Annotated in this window: 8 protein-coding genes; all 8 read left to right on the top strand. The window is 40.8% G+C overall.

Features of this window, described 5'->3' with window-relative positions; genetic code table 11:
* The first annotated feature begins 52 nt into the window (after window positions 1-52).
* Complete coding sequence (locus tag VB713_RS02835) at window positions 53-2,527, top strand: S-layer family protein (RefSeq protein WP_323310069.1); 2,475 nt, start codon at window positions 53-55, stop codon at window positions 2,525-2,527.
* Between the two features lie 469 nt (window positions 2,528-2,996).
* Window positions 2,997-3,800: a hypothetical protein gene (locus VB713_RS02840; RefSeq protein ID WP_323310070.1), complete on the top strand. Its 804-nt coding sequence runs from the start codon at window positions 2,997-2,999 to the stop codon at window positions 3,798-3,800.
* A gap of 469 nt (window positions 3,801-4,269) precedes the next feature.
* Window positions 4,270-6,774, top strand: coding sequence for an S-layer family protein (locus VB713_RS02845; protein WP_323310071.1), 2,505 nt, complete (start codon window positions 4,270-4,272; stop codon window positions 6,772-6,774).
* A gap of 66 nt (window positions 6,775-6,840) precedes the next feature.
* Complete coding sequence (locus VB713_RS02850; protein ID WP_323310072.1) at window positions 6,841-9,483, top strand: S-layer family protein; 2,643 nt, start codon at window positions 6,841-6,843, stop codon at window positions 9,481-9,483.
* Between the two features lie 67 nt (window positions 9,484-9,550).
* Window positions 9,551-12,490, top strand: coding sequence for an S-layer family protein (locus VB713_RS02855; RefSeq protein WP_323310073.1), 2,940 nt, complete (start codon window positions 9,551-9,553; stop codon window positions 12,488-12,490).
* Window positions 12,491-12,533: 43 nt separating this feature from the next.
* Window positions 12,534-14,990 (top strand): S-layer family protein, encoded by a 2,457-nt coding sequence (locus VB713_RS02860; protein WP_323310074.1) that lies wholly within the window; start codon window positions 12,534-12,536, stop codon window positions 14,988-14,990.
* 43 nt (window positions 14,991-15,033) lie between these two features.
* Window positions 15,034-17,511 (top strand): S-layer family protein, encoded by a 2,478-nt coding sequence (locus tag VB713_RS02865; protein ID WP_323310075.1) that lies wholly within the window; start codon window positions 15,034-15,036, stop codon window positions 17,509-17,511.
* 44 nt (window positions 17,512-17,555) lie between these two features.
* The coding region (locus VB713_RS02870; RefSeq protein ID WP_323310076.1) for a filamentous hemagglutinin N-terminal domain-containing protein at window positions 17,556-18,383 on the top strand (828 nt) is incomplete at its 3' end.

Genomic DNA, 18,383 nt, shown 5'->3' on the forward strand with positions numbered 1-18,383 from the left:
AATACTTTTTAGGGAACAATAAGTTGACATCAAATTAAGGAAAACTTTAGTCATGAGAGCTGTACCCTTTTTATTAATCTTAACAACTGGGTTATTAACTCCAGGGATGATGCGAACAGCAATTGCTCAAGTGACATCTGATGGTACAACTAACACCATCGTCAACCCAAGTGGTAATAATTTTAATATCCTTAATGGCATTGAAAAAGGTAATAACTTATTTCACAGTTTCAGTAATTTCTCTGTACCCACTAGTGGTTCAGCGACTTTTGATTTAACCAATACGCCCAATATTACAACTATATTTAGTCGGGTTACAGGTGGAAATGTTTCTAATATTGATGGCTTGATTCAGACTCTTAATGGTAATCATCCTGCCAGTTTATTTTTGATGAATCCCAACGGCATTATATTTAGGCAAAATGCCAGCTTAAATATTGGCGGTTCTTTTATAGGGACGACAGCAAACAGTATCAAGTTTGCCGATGGATCAGAATTTAGTGCCATCAATCCGACTGCATTGACGTTGTTGACTATGAGTGTACCAATTGGACTTCAGTTGGGTCAAAATCCAGCCGACATTCAAGTCAATCAAAATGGACATACCCTGTCTCAACCTCTTCCCAGAATTTTCCCTTTTCCCACCACCCGCGATCGCAATAATCTTGGGTTAGCCGTCAATCCAGGCTATACATTGGGTCTAATAGGTGGGAATATTCTCCTGAATGGTGGCATTTTAACCGCAGAATCGGGACGGATTGAATTAGGTAGTGTAAACCAGGGAAGTATTGGCATCAATCCTGATAGCCAAGGATTTGCCTTCGACTATAGCCAGATCAATCATTTTGGCAATATCCAATTATCACAACGCGCCCTATTAGATGTGAGTGGTGCGCCTAGTGGTTCTATCCAACTCCAAGGTGACAATATTTATCTCCGGGATGGTTCTAAAATCTTGGCTCAAAATCAGGGAGTCACAGCAGGGGGAATTCTTCAAGTCAGCGCCCAAGACTTGATCGAAATTTCGGGATTTTCAACCACTATTCCCAGCACCTCCTCAATCCAAAGTGAGACGGTTGGACTCGGTAAAGGCAATGATGTGATTGTTTCAGCCAAACATCTATCAATGCAAACAGGCGGGCAAATTCTTAATTTCAGCTATAGTAGTGCGCCCACTGGCAAAACCACCATTAATACTTCTGAATCCTTTGCATTATCAGGCTTTGCTGCTCCTTTTCCCACCCAAGCTAGTGCCATTGTTTCCCAAAATTTTAGTAGTGGATTTATAAATCCCATCAGCATATTTACCGGACAGCTAGAGATTTTAGAGGGTGGAACTTTGAGTTCTGTGGTTTTGGGTTCTGGTAGAGGTGGGGATATAAATGTAACTGCCAAGTCTATTGACATAACAGGTATTAATCCCTTAGCACAATTACCTAGTACACTTGCAACCACAACTTTTACATCCGGGAATGCGGGAAATCTGCGAATTGAGGCGGGAACAATTCTTGTCCGTGATGCCGGACAACTGACTGGCAGCACATTAGCAGCAGGTAACGCTGGTAATCTGATACTCAATGCCTCTGAGTCTATCACCATCACAGGTGAAGACAGTCGTATTGGTTCTAGTGCGGTGAGGTTGTCACCATTGTTCCAAGCCCTGTTTGGATTGCCAGAACTGCCTACGGGTAATTCAGGAAGTGCAGAAATTACAACGCCTCAGCTACGCATTAGTGACCAAGGAGTTATTGGTGTCAGAAACGAAGGACCAGGAGATGCTGGTAACTTACTGCTGCGAGCCAATAGGATTAATTTAGAAACAGGTGGTACGATATCTGCCGCCACCAATTCTGGAGAGGGAGGGAATATTGCGATCGCATCCGATAGAATCTTAATGCGCTCTGGCAGCAGTATTACAGCAACCGCAGGTGGTACTGGCAATGGAGGTAACTTATCCATTGATTCTCCCATTATTATCGGATTAGAAAACAGCGATATTATCGCCAATGCAGTAATTGGAAGTGGTGGAAATATTGATATCACCACGCAAGGTATATTTGGCTTAGAGTTTCGCAACCAACTTACCCCAGAAAGTGATATTACAGCCAGTTCTCAATTTGGGGTCAGCGGTACGGTAGACATTAACAATTTTGGAGTTGACCCCAATTCTGGCTTAGTCGAACTACCTTTAAACTTAGTAGATTCATCTCAAAAAGTTGCCGCAGGTTGTGCCGATAGTAGTGGTAGTAGTTTTATTGCTACGGGAAGAGGGGGAATACCCCAAAATCCCACACAGGATGTGAGGAGCGATGTCTACGGGCTACGCCAAGGCACTTGGTCGGATATCCGCGATATCTCTGCATATCGTGGTAGTAGCGCAGTCAAGGCACAAATTCCTAAATCGACCCCATCTCTGATTCCAGCTACATCCTGGCATCGTAATGCCCAAGGCAAAATTGAGTTAATTGCAGATTCTCCTGCTCAGGTGCAGCAATCATTAACCTGTGCTGCTGTTCCTAAGCCCTAAGTAGTCAGACAGAGCGATCGCAATAACTGTAAATATTCTATCCCATCATTTAATTTTATTGCTATCAACAGAGTCCGTTCATGTCCAAGTTGTCTAGTCAGTAAGTCCTATAGAGAAGAGACTTCCAACCAAAAAAATATCCCGTCGTTGTGACGGCAGAAGAAAGAAAAGTCGCTTTGATTTGGTGAACTTGGATAGCGTATCCTACGGGAAGCAAGCTACGCGGAGCGTCCCGGAGGGAACTAGCGCTGCTGCAAGCAGTACATCTTTTTTATGGAGTTCTCATCAATATGCATCTTTGGACAACCCTTATTTCGTCTCTACAATCTTTGTCGGAGATGTTTTTTGTAAAACAGTAAAAATACTGATGAAAAATAATAAGTGATTAACAAAGTCAAGTATTTCTACACTAGAAAGGCATTAATAAAAGCCATAGTATAAATGACAAAATATCTAAGTACAGATTCAGATGTCAAATCAAACTTTAAAGGCTGCTAGTAGCAAATTAGTCAGTCAAGTTCAAATAGCTGCATTTATTACTTTAGCAACTCTTTTCTCATCGCCAGTTCATGCGATTACCCTAGTCCAAGATCGGAACGCTTTACAAAGTAATGACCAAATCGAATGGTCAAGTTTAGGAAAAGTATTAAACCCTTTTGCTCCCAGTCCTAGTGACTTTCTTCCATATTCATTTTCAGGTCAATCTTCTCATGGTTTAGGGATAAGCGTAAATATTCTGCCAGCAGGAGGAGATATTACTCCACCATTTATTTTTCAAAATAACCCACCAGTTCAAACTAACTTTGCTCCTGGGGATTTTCTTTTATTTACAGGTTTTAGCCCTACTGTTATTCCCACTGGAAATCCTAACCCTCTAACGATTATTTTTGATAAAAATGTTAAAGCTGCTGGAACTCAAATTGCTGCAAGTGGTAGCGAAAATATAGATTATGAAGTTTTTATATCAGCATTTGATGATGCCAATAACTTACTTGGAACATTTTCTATTCCAGGAATTTCTTCCGGCGCACGTGATAATTCAGCCGTCTTTTTAGGTGTAACCAGCGATACAGCCAACATCAAAAGCTTAGTTTTTAATACTTCCTCACCACAACGTGGTTTTGGAATTAATAAAGTCAGTATTACGACAGTTAACGAACCATATACTGGTGTTAGCTTATTAATTTTTGGTGCTTTAGGCTTATGCTTGAAAGGCTATAAATTTGATCAGCGCAAACTAAAATTAGGACTTACACAAATTGAAAAACCTTAGAGAGTGTTTGAAAAGTCTTGGGTGATGATTTTAGACACTTGCAGATCCCCCCTAACCCTCCTTAACAAAAGGGAAACTAGAGTCAAATTCCTTCTTTTTAAGGAGAGTCACTGCCTTGAGCAGGTTCCCCAACTTGTAGCAAGTAGCGTGGATTTAGGAGGATCTAAAGTTTTTAATACATTAGCAACTACTTTTCAAACATCCTCTCAGGCTAAAAACGGAAATAGTGCATAGTCTTAACCAAAAAGTATTCAGCTTGATTCTATACTAGATATCGGATTACTAATAACTCAATTACCACAAGAAATATTCATACATCTCTCTACAATATTTTCTACTAAAATTCGGGAAAACAACTATCTTTTATATCTACTGTAAAAACCTATTAAAGAGAATTTAAAACTCAATAGAAATATTATTATTTCGCAAACTCCAACTTTGAAAATCTAGCTAAGGGGATTTTTTGGCAATGAAAAAATTACATGGATATTCCATCTGGAATTTGAAGAAAATACTGTCTACACTCACAACTGGATTATTTTTTTCGAGCATGGTTTCACCCGTAATAGCTCAGGTGATATCTGATGGCACAACCAACACCATAGTCAACCTAAATGGTAATAATTTCAATATTCTTAATGGCATTGAAAAAGGAAATAATTTATTTCATAGCTTCACTAAATTTTCAGTACCAACCGGTGGTTCTGCTAGTTTTGATTTAGTTAATACGCCTGATATTAGAACTATATTTAGTCGAGTAACTGGTGGAAATATTTCCAATATTGATGGCTTGATTCAGACTCTTAACGGTAATTATCCTGCCAGTTTGTTTTTGATGAATCCGAATGGGATTATTTTTGGTAAAAATGCTCGTTTGGATATTGGTGGGTCATTTGTGGGAACGACAGCGAATAGTATTAAGTTTAGCGATGGGGTAGAATTTAGTGCTGATAATGCTTTCATAATGCCATTGTTAACTATGAGTGTACCTGTGGGTTTACAGATGGGCAGTAATCCTGGTGCAATTACAATATCAGGAACAGGACATAAATTCATCTCTTTCGGTGCAGCAATTAACGGCACTGCTAGTACAGAGAAATTAAGCGTAGAACAGGGAAAAACATTAGCATTAGTTGGTGGAGATATTATTCTAGATGGGGCAGTTTTAACTGCTAAACAAGGAAGAATTGAATTAGGAAGCTTGAATGGAAGGGAATTTGTAAATCTTAAGCTACTAGAACAAGGTTTGACATTGGACTATGCTCAAGTGTCAAATTTAGGAAATATTCACCTCTCACAAAAGTCATTGCTGGATACTAGTGGTAGTCCATCTGGTGATATTCAGTTACAAGCAAAAAATATAAGTATTGCAGAAGGTTCATTAGTTTTAACCCAAAACCAGGGCAGCCAAGGAGGGGGAATGCTTAATGTCAATGCAACCGAATTGTTAGAAATTTCTGGCTACCTTCCCACAGTGGGAATTCGTACCAGTCTACTGAGTGAAGCATTAGGAACCGGAACTAGCGGAGATATTAGGGTTTCTACTAAACGCTTAGTTATTAAAGATGGTGCTGGAATTGATAACAACACTTATGGTCAAGGTAATAGTGGCAGCATTAATATTAATGTCTCTGAGTCAATAATAGTTAAAGACTATGACCCAGCTAATGCTTTCTCGACGATCTCATCAACAACATCGTCTACAGGAGTAGGTGGAAATGTGACTGTTTCTACCCCAGATTTATTAGTAGTTAATGGTGCTGTTGTTGGTAGCATTACCACAGGTAATGGTGCTGGTGGTAACTTAGTAATTAATGCTGATCATATTCAAGTAAGCGGAAATAATACTCCTGGTACTACGGCTTTGTCTACAGCTAGTTTAGTTGCGGGGAATGCGGGTGATTTGACTATCAATACAAACAAATTAATAGTTGATAATAGCGGAGCGGTGACTAGTTCTAGTGTGGGCAAGGGTAATGCTGGTAACATCAAGATTAATGCTTTGGAATCGATTGAGATAACTGGAAATTTGCCAAAAGCAGAGAATTCCAGTCAAATTAGGTCTATAGTTAAAATTCCTAGCGCGTTTGCACAAAGTTATTATAATATTTCTGCAATTCCTCAAGGTAACAGTGGAAATATATATATTAATACTCCATCTCTCAAGATTAATAATCAAGCATCAGTGACAGTGACAAATCACGGGATTGGAGATTCTGGGACAATAAATATTAATGTGGGATCTTTATTACTAGATCGCAATGCTGGTATTACTGCCAGTACAAATTCTGGTGAAGGAGGCAATATTTCTCTAAAGTTAGAAAATCTCCTATTAATGCGTAATAACAGTTTAATTGACACAGAAGCTAAAGGCTTAGGCAATGGGGGTAATATTACTATTAATTCTCCTATCATTGTCGGTTTAGAAAACAGTGATATCGTTGCCAATGCAGTCCAAGGTCATGGTGGTAACATCAACATCACTACCCAAGGTATCTTCGGGCTAACATACCGTGACCAACTCACCACAGACAATGACATTACAGCCAGTTCTAAATTTGGTGTGAGCGGTACGGTTAATATTAATAATATTGGCATTGACCCCAATTCTGGTTTGGTTGAATTACCAGAAAATGTCACCGACTCCTCCCAACAAATAGCCAGTGGTTGCTCTGCAAATCAAGGTAGTAGTTTTGTGGCAACAGGAAGAGGAGGAATACCGCAAAATCCCAATCAACAAATGAGCAGCGATATCTACAACGCTCAACGCCAAGGCACTTGGACTGATATTCGTGATATCTCTGCATATCGTGGTGATAGTGTAGTCAAGGCACAAATTCCTAAATCGACCCCATCTTTGATCCCAGCTACATCCTGGCATCGTAATACTGAAGGCGAAATTGAGTTAATTGCAGATAAATCTCTTGTCTTGGTACAAAAATCATTAACCTGTGCTGCTGTTCCTAAAAGTTAATCATGTGATAAAAATGCTTATTGAGGGAACAATAAGTTTAAATCAAGTCAAGGAAATTATTTAGCCATGAAAGTTGTACCATGTCTATTGAGCTTAACAACTGGGTTATTAACTTCAGGGATAATGGGATCAGCGATACTCCTTGGGAGTAGTTGCGCGATCGCTCAAGTGACATCTGATGGGACTACTAACACCATCGTCAACCCAAGTGGTAATAATTTTAATATCCTTAATGGCATTGAAAAAGGTAATAATTTATTTCACAGTTTCAGTAACTTTTCTGTGCCTACAGGTGGTTCAGCGACATTTGATCTAACTAATACGCCAAATATTACAACCATATTTAGTCGAGTAACTAGTGGAAATGTTTCTAATATTGATGGTTTGATTCAGACTCTTAATGGTAATAATCCTGCCAGTTTATTTTTGATGAATCCGGCAGGAATTGTATTTGGGCAAAATGCCAGCTTAAATATTGGTGGTTCGTTTGTGGGAACTACTGCTAATAGTATTAAATTTGCCGATGGCACAGAATTTAGTGCCACGAATACCAGTACGGCACCTTTGTTAACCATGAGTGTACCTGTAGGGTTACAAATTGGGGCCAATGCTGCATCCATTGAAGTGCAAAGCAAACTACAAATTCCGACTAACCAAACTTTGGCATTAGTCGGTAGTCAAATTGATATCACAGGAGCAAGCTTAACTGCTCCTGATGGGTCTGTAGAGTTAGGGGCGGTGCAAAATGCCCAAATCAAGATGGACAATCAAACTGGATGGCAATTGACAAGTTCTGCGGCTACTGCTAACTGGGGTACGATTACTTTACAACAAGATTCATTAGTCGATACAAGTGGAATTAATGGTGGGGCAATCTACGTAACAGGAAGGGGATTGACCTTACAGGATGGGTCAAGCATTAGGTCTGATACTTCGGTGGGTCAGGGTAGGGGAATTATTGTCAATACCACAGAATTTGTTGACCTATTGGGAGCTTCTAGCCCAGGACAAATCAATCGTGGTTTAGGAACATTTATAAATAGTGGAGCAACAGGCCGAGCTGGAGATATCAAGATTGAAACTAGGCACTTACGGATTACTAATGGAGCTAGGCTTCAATCTACAACCTCTGGCAACAACTCTAGATCGGGAGATATAAAAATCCAAGCTACAGATATAGAAATTTTTGGCACTAACCCATTTCCTGCTTTTGGCACTACTTACCTACCTACTGATATTACTACATTAATTTCCGGTGGAAACAACAATGAGGGTGGCAATATTACCATTGAAACTGCTCGACTGCGTACTGTGAATGGTGGTTTAATTAGTTCCGATATTTTTAGAGGTACATTAGGCAAGGCTGGTAATATTTCTATCCAAGCTACCGAGAGTTTTGAAATTGCAGGTGGAACAGGAAGGTTAAGCTCTGGGGTTACAACTTCAATACAGCCATCGAGTGCAGGTCAAGGAGGAAATATCTCTATTGAGACGGGAATATTAAAGGTGAGTAATGGCGGTTCGATTCGCAGTACCCTAGCAGGAAATGGTACTGCCGGAAATATCACTATCCGAGCCACAGATGTGACCGTCAGCGACCCAGTTATCGAGCCTTTTAGTCAGTTAGTGACTGGCATTAATACCTCCGTGGGTAAAAATGTAGTTGGTTCGGGTGGTACTATTAACTTAACAGCAGAAAAATTGCGCGTCTTCAATGGTGGACAAATCACTTCATCCACAGATGGCAACGGTGCGGCGGGTAATGTTAATCTGCAAGTCAATAATATAACCATAGAGGCTAATTCCCAACCCTTAACTGATGGTCGCATTCTCCCCAGCACCATTACAGCAGCTTCTAATACCACCTCTGATGCTGGTTCAGTTAATCTAGTGGCTAATCAACTCAATGTTCTTGATAATGGACAAATTTCCGTCAGTAATATCGGTGGCGGTAATTCCGGAAACTTGCTCGTTAATGCCAACCGAATCAAGCTCGAACAAGGTGGTAGTCTGCTTTCGGAAGTCTCCGCAGGCGATCGCGGTAATATTAGTCTCAATACTGATCTTCTGCTAATGCGTTATGGCAGTAAAATTAATGCCAATGCCACAGGTACAGCGACGGGCGGCAATATCAGCATTAATGCACCCATTATTGCAGGTTTTGAAAATAGCGATATTACCGCTAATGCCATTACAGGGACTGGTGGGAATATCCAAATTACAACACAAGGCATCTTTGGTTTAGAGTTTCGTGATCAACTCACAGACGAAAATGACATAACTGCCAGTTCTCAATTTGGAGTTAGCGGTACTGTAGACATTAATAATATTGGCATTGACCCCAATTCTGGCTTAATTGAATTACCTGCAAACTTAGTAGATTCATCTCAACAAGTTGCCGCAGGTTGTGCAGATACAAGTGGTAGTAGTTTTGTGGCAACCGGTAGGGGGGGAATACCCCGAAATCCTACTCAGGATGTGAGGAATGATGCTTATGGGTTAAGCCTACGTACTTGGTCGGATATCCGTGATATTTCAGCATATAGTGGTAATAGCGCAGTCAAGGTACAAATTCCTAAATCGACCGCAGCTCTGATCCCAGCTACATCTTGGCATCGTAATGCTGAAGGCAAAATTGAGTTAGTTGCAGATAAATCTCCTGTTTTGGTGCAACAAGCATTAACCTGTGCTGCCGTTCCTACAAGTTAATCATGTTATAAAAAATGCCTATTTAGGGAACAATAAGTTTAAATCAAGTCAAGGAAATTATTTAGCCATGAGAGTTAGACCCTTTCTATTGAGCTTAACAACTGGGTTATTAACTCCAGGGATAATGGGATCAGCGATACTCCTTTGGAGTAGTTACGCGTATGCTCAAGTTATATCTGATGGTACTACTAACACCACTGTTAACTCAATTAGTAATGATTTTAATATCCTTAATGGCATTGAAAAAGGTAATAATTTATTTCACAGTTTCAGTAACTTTTCTGTGCCTACAGGTGGTTCAGCGACATTCAATTTAACTAATACACCAAATATTACAACTATATTTAGTCGGGTGACAGGTGGAAATATTTCCAATATTGATGGCTTGATTCAAACTCTCAACAGTAATAATCCAGTCAGTTTGTTTTTGATGAATCCTAAGGGCATCGTGTTTGGTGAAAATGCCAGTTTGAATATTGGGGGGTCGTTTGTGGGGACGACAGCCAATAGTATTAAATTTGCCGATGGCACAGAATTTAGTGCAGTGAATGGGAATAATTCACCATTGTTAACAATGAGCATACCTATTGGGTTGCAATTGGGTAATTCTACAAGTCAGATTCAGATACAAGGTCAGGGTAATGATAGCATTGTGCCTACAAATAACTTGGGAATAGTAGGCTCTCTGGGAAAAACCATCGCCTTAGTTGGAGGAGATGTCACGTTTACGGGCGGTGTAATTACTGCCCTTGCGGGGCGAATTGAAGTAGGTGCAGTGGGTAGTGGGACTGTAGATTTGACCCCTACTCCCGCAGGATGGCAATTAGGTTATTCACAAGTTGAAAATTTTCGAGATATAAAATTTACGGAGCGTTCTTCTCTGTGGAATCCTGATTTTTTAGGCAATCCTTTTGGGGGTATTCAGGTTGTAGGGCGAGATATAACCTTGGATCAATCCCAAATTGCTGCCGCCACAGTCGGAAGTGGGCAGGGTGGTAATATTACAGTGAGTGCAGAGCGATCGCTCTTGTTGGCTGGTGTAAATCCTTCTGCTCAAGCTCCCGGTTCCTGGATTGTCAATCAGGTGACTCCAGGGGCGACTGGAAACGGGGGAGAAATAAAAATTAAAGCTGGTAACTTGACTTTACAAGATGGTGCAGGCATTGAAACCCTTAGCTTAGGTACAGGAGCCGCAGGTAAAGTGGAAGTCGTAGCAGATACCATTACAGCTAGTGGTGTCATCGCTCTGCAATCTCCCTTCTTTGGATCTACCGTTCTTAATAGCCGAATTGGCAGTCAAGTCTATGGAGCCGGAAATGGGGGAGATGTTTCCTTGGTGGCTCGACAACTCATAATTGAAGAGGGTGCTTCAGTCGCAACATACGTCTTCCCAGGAGCAACTGGACGGGGTGGAAATATTTCGATTGATGTCGCAGATGATATTTCTGCCTTGCGAGCGAATGCCATTGGGTTTCAGACCAGTGGTATTATTGCTGCCACATTTGGAATTGGTGATAGCGGTAATATCAAGGTTTCTTCAGGTAAATTAAATCTTGTTGATGGAGGAACAATTAGCACCATTACTTCTCGCTTGCCAGGAATACCTGGTACGGGAATTGGTAACGCTGGAGATATTACCTTAGTTGTACGTGAAGCGAGCAATGTAATTGGAGTATCACCCATTTCTACCTCCCAAAACAGCTTTATTGGCAGTCTCAGCACTGGCTCTGGCAATACTGGCAATTTGTTAATAACGACACCATTACTATCTATACAAGATGGTGCCACCTTGGGAGTGATTACTGTACCAGTGATTGGTGGACTTGGAGACCCCAACCAAGTAACTAATCTGGGGAGTAATGGTTCTGTGACTCTAAATGTAGGCGATCGCTTAACTGTTAGCGGTCTCAGTCCTATAACTGGCGGCAGTAGTAGTTTAAATAGCGCCAACTATAGCAGTTCCAAACCTGGAGATGTCACAATCACAACCAATCAATTGCTCGTTCTCAATGGTGGGATCATTAGCAATACGACTGTGGGAAGCGGTGATGCTGGGACTTTGACAATCCAAGCCAATGACATTCTGATAGATGGTGAAAATAATTTTGCAGTGATCGCTGCAAGCGCCCCCCTTGTAGATGCCATTACTCGGAACTTGTTTAAGCTGCCAGACTCTCCCACAGGTAACACAGGTGTTATCAATATTAATACTCAACAATTAACCCTCCGCAATCAAGGTTTTATCAGCGTTACTCATCAAGGTGTTGGCAATGCAGGAGAGTTAAACATTCAAGCTGACGGATTATTTTTAGACACTGGGGCAATTACTGCAACTACGGCATCTGGAAAAGGCGGTAACATCAATATAGCATTAGCAAATATACTTTTGAGTCGTCGTGGTAGTCAAATAAATGTCGAAGCAGGAGGTAATGGTAATGGTGGCAATATCAACATCAATGCTCCGGTGATTGTTGGCTTAGAAAACAGCGATATCATTGCCAATGCTGTCAATGGTAATGGTGGCAATATCAACATTACTACTCAAGGCATCTTTGGTTTAGAGTTTCGCAACCAACTTACTTCAGAAAGTGATATTACCGCCAGTTCTCAATTTGGAGTCAGCGGTATGGTAAATATTAATAATATTGGCATTGACCCCAATTCTGGCTTAATTGAACTACCTACAAACTTAATAGATTCATCCCAAAAAGTTGCCGCAGGTTGTGCAGATACAAGTGGTAGTAGTTTTGTCGCTACGGGAAGGGGTGGCATACCCCAAAATCCCATTCAGGATGTGAGGAGCGATCTCACTTGGTCTGATATCCGCAATTTGAATGCATATCGTCAAAATAGCCCAGTCACAGCCAAAATATCAGAAATTCCAGCATCTTTAGTCCAAGCAACTTCCTGGAGACGTAATGCGAGCGGGAAAATTGAATTAGTTGCAGATAAATCTATTGCGTCAACACCACAATTATTGACTTGTGCTGCGGTTACTAAAAACTAATTTTTGGGAATAATAATTACAAGTCTAAATGGAGATGGTGTAAATGAAGTTAACTGCTGTGTATTTGGGTTTGATCAGTGGAATCTTGGCAGGTGGGATGATTTTCCCTGCAAATGCACAGGTAACATCAGATGGCACAACTAACACCATCGTCAACCCAAGTGGTAATAATTTTAATATTCTCAATGGTATTGAAAAAGGTAATAATTTATTTCATAGTTTTAGTAATTTTTCTGTGCCTACAGGCGGTTCAGCGACATTCGATTTAATTAATACACCAAATATTACAACTATATTTAGTAGGGTTACAGGTGGAAATATTTCTAATATTGATGGCTTGATTCGGACTCTTAACGGTAATCATCCTGCCAGTTTATTTTTGATGAATCCCAACGGGATTATGTTTGGAGAAAATGCCAAATTGGATATTGGTGGTTCGTTTGTGGGGACAACTGCTAATAGTATCAAGTTTGCTGATGGTGCAGAATTTAGTGCGGTAAATCCAACTGAACCACCTTTATTAACGATGAGCGCACCTGTGGGATTGCAAATGGGCAATAATTCTGCTGCCATCAAAGCTGAAGGGAGAGGATATAAAGGATATACAAGTAGAGTTTTTTTTATAACTGGAGATCCAGACTCTACAGAACTACGGGTCAAACCAGGGAAAACTTTAGCATTAGTAGGTGGTAATTTACAAATAGATGGATTTGTATTGAGCGCCCCACAAGGGCAGGTAGAACTGGGTAGTACAAAGGGAACTGGACAAGTTAATTTAGTTTCCAATGCACAAGGTTATACTTTGGGCTATGAGAATGGGCAAATTTTTGATGATATTCAATTAGTAGAAAGGTCACTTATAGATGTAAGTGGTGTAAATTCAGGCTCTATTCGTTTGCAAGGAAGAAATATCCTTGTAAGTGACGGTTCATTGTTGTACTCAGAGAATTATGGCGATCTTCCTGGTGGAGAACTGAGTCTTCAAGCATCGGCAGGAATTGATATAATTGGTAGAAGCGACAATGGAGTTGTGCCGAGCGGACTGCGTAGTGAAACCTATGGAATTGGAGTAGGTGGAAATATTAGTGTTTCTGCTCAAAAGCTTACTGTCCAAGAAGGCGCTGCTTTAAATACTATAGTCGCTAGAACTGCTGACAGTGGTAATATCGAAATCAATGCAAAAACAATTGAAGTATCTGGTTTTTCGCTAATAAACCCAGATAATGTTACTGGCATTGGCACTCTGAGCTTTGCTTCGGGTAATGCTGGTGATGTCTTCGTCAATGGTGATAATTTACTAATATCAGATGGAGCTTCAATATCTTCACTGACTTTTAGCACTGGAAATAGTGGTAAGGTTTCAATTCGCAATCAAAATACCAGGGTCATAGGCAACAGCCCTTCAGGATTTGATAGTGCGATTACCTTAGCGACATTCGCATTCGGAAATAACCAAGATTTGACACTGGATACCGCCAAATTAGAAATTTTAGATGGGGGAAGAATAGGTTCATCTACACTCTTTGCTGGTAATGGGGGAAATGTAAATATCAATGCAAGTGAAGAAATCTTAATTAGTGGTCGTAATAGTAATAACAATAGTGCCATCAATTCCTCTGCTTCGCGTTTGAATGCACAGCTAAATCCAATATTTGGCTTATCGGATCTGACAGCAAATTCAGGTAGTCTTAGCATTACAACACCAAATCTGATCCTGGCGGATAGTGGTACTGTGACTGTAACGAGTGAAGGTACTGGTGATGCGGGCAATCTCAACATCACCGCAGATAACATCCAATTAAAAAATCAAAGCTTAATTCAGGCACAGACAGAATCTGGAAATGGTGGTGACATTAATTTGCAAGTAGGAAATTTGTTATTAATACGCGATCGCAGTAACATTACTGCAACAGCCAGTGGTTCGGGAGATGGGGGTAATATCAACATCAATGCACCAGTTATTGTCGGATTAGAAAACAGCGACATCATCGCCAATGCTGTAGAAGGAAATGGCGGTAATATCCAAATCACCACGCAAGGTATTTTTGGCTTAGAATTCCGCGACCAACTCACAGACGAAAATGACATAACTGCCAGTTCTCAATTTGGAGTTAGCGGTACTGTACAAATTAACAATTTTGGCATTGACCCCAATTCTGGCTTAATAGAACTACCTACAAACTTAGTAGATTCATCCCAAAAAGTTGCCGCAGGTTGTGCAGATACAAGTGGTAGTAGTTTTGTCGCTACGGGAAGGGGTGGCATACCCCAAAATCCCATTCAGGATGTGAGGAGCGATCTCACTTGGTCTGATATCCGCAATTTGAATGCATATCGTCAAAATAGCCCAGTCACAGCCAAAATATCAGAAATTCCAGCATCTTTAATGCAAGCAACTTCCTGGAGACGTAATGCGAGCGGGAAAATTGAATTAGTTGCAGATCAATCTATTGCGCCAACGCCACAATTATTGTCTTGCGCTGCGGTTACTAAAAACTAATTTTTGGGAATCATAAGTACAAGTCTAAATGGAGATGGTGTAAATGAAGTTAAATTCCTTGTGCTTGGGATTGATGAGTGGAATTTTGATAGGTGGGATGATTTTCCCTGCAAATGCTCAGGTGACATCAGATGGAACAACTCACACCATTGTCAATCAAAGTGCTAATAATTTTAATATTCTCAATGGTACAGAAAAAGGTAATAATTTATTTCACAGTTTTAGTAATTTTTCTGTACCTACTGGCGGTTCAGCAACCTTTGATTTAATTAATACACCAAATATTACAACTATATTTAGTCGGGTTACGGGTGGAAATGTTTCTAATATTGATGGCTTGATTCAGACCCTTAATGGCAATAATCCTGCTAGTTTATTTTTGATGAATCCTAATGGGATTATATTTGGACAAAATGCCAAATTGGATATTGGCGGTTCGTTTGTAGGGACAACTGCTAATAGTATCAAGTTTGCTGATGGGACGGAGTTTAGTGCCACGAATACCAGTACGGCACCATTGTTGACAATGAGTGTCCCCATAGGTTTGCAAATGGGTAATAATCCAACCCCTATTACGGTTCAAGGTACAGGTCATGCCCTAACAGCTGTTAGTAGCCTTGCCCCCATCACTAACAATCCCAGTGCCTCAGAACTGAGGGTAAAGCCAGGAAAAACCCTGGCATTGGTAGGAGGCAACTTAAATCTCACCGGAGCAACCTTGAATGCACCCCAAGGGCGGGTGGAATTGGGAAGTTTAAGCGGAGTCGGAATTGTCAGTTTGAACCCCATCTCCGAAGGTTATCAGTTAGGTTACGAAGGTGGACAAAGTTTTGCAGATATTAACCTCACCCAACAATCCTTGCTGACTGTAGGAGCATTGGCAAGTTTAGGGGCGTTGAATGCCGGTTCAGTACAGTTGCAGGGAAGGCGCATTCAACTCAGCGATGGTTCAATTATATTTTCCGAAAATTTGGGAAATGTCGCTGGAGGTGAAATTTTTTTACAGGCTTCGGAAGGGATTGATATTGTTGGGACAACAGCCAATGCCAAAATTCGTAGTGGTATTCGCTCAGAAGGGTTGAATACTGGCACGGGTTCACCTATCCATATCATTACTCCTCACTTAACACTTTCACAAGGTGCAGGAGTCAATAACAATGCCTTTGGATTGGCTGCCAGTGGCGACATTCAGATTGATGCTGGGACAGTGGAGTTATCTGGTTCCTCTCTCATCAATCCCACAGGAGTAACTTCCCTAAGCACGAGTTCCCGAACTACTCAGTCAGCAGGCAATCTCTCCATTAACAGTAATAATCTTCTGGTTTCTGGGGGAGCAGCCATCTCTTCACTAACATTGGCCAGTGGTTCCACAGGGCAAGTAACTATTCGCAGTCAAAATACTACTATTACGGGAGACAACCCAGCAGGACTCTATAGCAATATTAGTGCCATCACCTTTGGTACAGGCAATGCCCAAACTTTGACTTTGGATACGAACCGATTACAATTGCTCAATGGAGGAGTTGTCGCAACTACATCTTTCTTGATTGGTGAAGCTGGAAATTTAAATATTAATGCGACGGAATCAATTCTGATTGACGGCAAAAGCCAAACTAACAATAGCAGTATTAACTCAGCCGTCCTTTCCCCTGGAGCAGTATTGCAACAGCTATTCAATTTGCCAGATATTCTCTCAGCAAATGCCGGAACCGTGAATGTAACCACCCCGACTCTAACATTGAGTAATGGCGGCGCAGTCAGTGTGACTAACCAAGGTACAGGTGATGGAGGCAATATCAATATCACTACAGATAATATTCAATTAAAAAATCAAGGCTTAATTCAAGCACAGACAGAATCTGGAAATGGTGGTGACATTAATTTGCAAGTAGGGAATTTGTTATTAATGCGCGATCGCAGTAACATTACTGCAACAGCCAATGGTTCGGGAGATGGGGGTAATATCAACATCAATGCACCCGTTATTACCGGATTGGAAAACAGCGACATTATCGCCAATGCAGTGCAAGGGCGTGGCGGTAATATTAAGATTGCCACGCAAGGCATTTTTGGCTTAGAGTTTCGCAACCAACTCACCCCAGAAAACGACATTACAGCAAGTTCTCAATTTGGAGTTAGCGGTACTGTACAAATTAACAATTTTGGCATTGACCCCAATTCTGGCTTAGTGGAACTACCTGCAAACTTAGTAGATTCATCACAAAAAATTGCCGCAGGTTGTGCAGATACAAGTAGTAGTTTTGTCGCTACAGGAAGAGGCGGCATACCTCAAAATCCCACTCAGGAAGTGAGGAGCGATCTGACTTGGTCTGATGTTCGCGATATCTCTGCATATCAAAAAAATAGCCCAATCACAGCCAAAATATCAGAAATTCCAGCATCTTTAGCACAAGCGACTTCCTGGAGACGTAATGCGATCGGGAAAATCGAATTAGTTGCAGATCAATCTATTGCGCCAACGCCACAATTATTGACTTGTGCTGCGGTTACTAAAAACTAATTTTTGGGAATTATTAAGTCCAATTATAAATGGAGATGGTGTAAATGAAGTTAACTTCCTTGTGCTTGGGTTTAATGAGTGGAATTTTGACAGGTGGGATGATTTTCCCTGCAAATGCTCAGGTAACATCGGATGGTACTACAAATACCCTGGTCAATCAAAGCGGGAATAATTTTAATATTCTCAATGGTATAGAAAAAGGTAATAATTTATTTCATAGCTTTAGTAATTTCTCTGTGCCTACAGGTGCTTGGGCGACATTCGATTTAATTAATACACCAAATATTACAACTATATTTAGTAGGGTTACAGGTGGAAATATTTCTAATATTGATGGCTTGATTCGGACTCTTAACGGTAATCATCCTGCCAGTTTATTTTTGATGAATCCCAACGGGATTATGTTTGGAGAAAATGCCAAATTGGATATTGGTGGTTCGTTTGTGGGGACAACTGCTAATAGTATCAAGTTTGCTGATGGTGCAGAATTTAGTGCCACGAATACTAATGCAACACCGTTATTGACGATGAGCGTACCTGTGGGATTGCAAATGGGAAGCAATGCTGGAGCGATCGCAGTACAAAATAGTGGACATCGCATCACCAGTAGATTTTTTGCTCCTGCTGATCGCAGCCAAAATCCCATCGGATTACAAGTTGGCGCAGGCAATACCTTAGCATTGATTGGCTCAGGTGTGAACTTCTTTGGTGGTGTTGCAAGCACGGATGGAGGAGGACATCTGGAAGTGGGGAGTGTTAGTGATGGGTTAGTTAAACTTAACTCCACAACAGCAGGGTTGGTTGGTGATTATTCAACAGACATCTCCGAAAACTGTCAAACTCCTACTATGAATACTTTTTGGAAAGCGATT

The organism is Anabaena cylindrica UHCC 0172, from assembly GCF_034931625.1.
In the GTDB taxonomy this organism is placed as follows: Bacteria; Cyanobacteriota; Cyanobacteriia; order Cyanobacteriales; family Nostocaceae; genus Anabaena; species Anabaena cylindrica_A.

Bases quoted from the DNA above. Each gene is read 5' to 3' on its own strand.
- VB713_RS02860 (WP_323310074.1), top strand. From the start codon at position 12,534: ATGAAGTTAACTGCTGTGTATTTGGGTTTGATCAGTGGAATCTTGGCA.
- VB713_RS02865 (WP_323310075.1), top strand. From the start codon at position 15,034: ATGAAGTTAAATTCCTTGTGCTTGGGATTGATGAGTGGAATTTTGATA.
- VB713_RS02850 (WP_323310072.1), top strand. From the start codon at position 6,841: ATGAAAGTTGTACCATGTCTATTGAGCTTAACAACTGGGTTATTAACT.
- VB713_RS02835 (WP_323310069.1), top strand. From the start codon at position 53: ATGAGAGCTGTACCCTTTTTATTAATCTTAACAACTGGGTTATTAACT.
- VB713_RS02840 (WP_323310070.1), top strand. From the start codon at position 2,997: ATGTCAAATCAAACTTTAAAGGCTGCTAGTAGCAAATTAGTCAGTCAA.
- VB713_RS02855 (WP_323310073.1), top strand. From the start codon at position 9,551: ATGAGAGTTAGACCCTTTCTATTGAGCTTAACAACTGGGTTATTAACT.
- VB713_RS02845 (WP_323310071.1), top strand. From the start codon at position 4,270: ATGAAAAAATTACATGGATATTCCATCTGGAATTTGAAGAAAATACTG.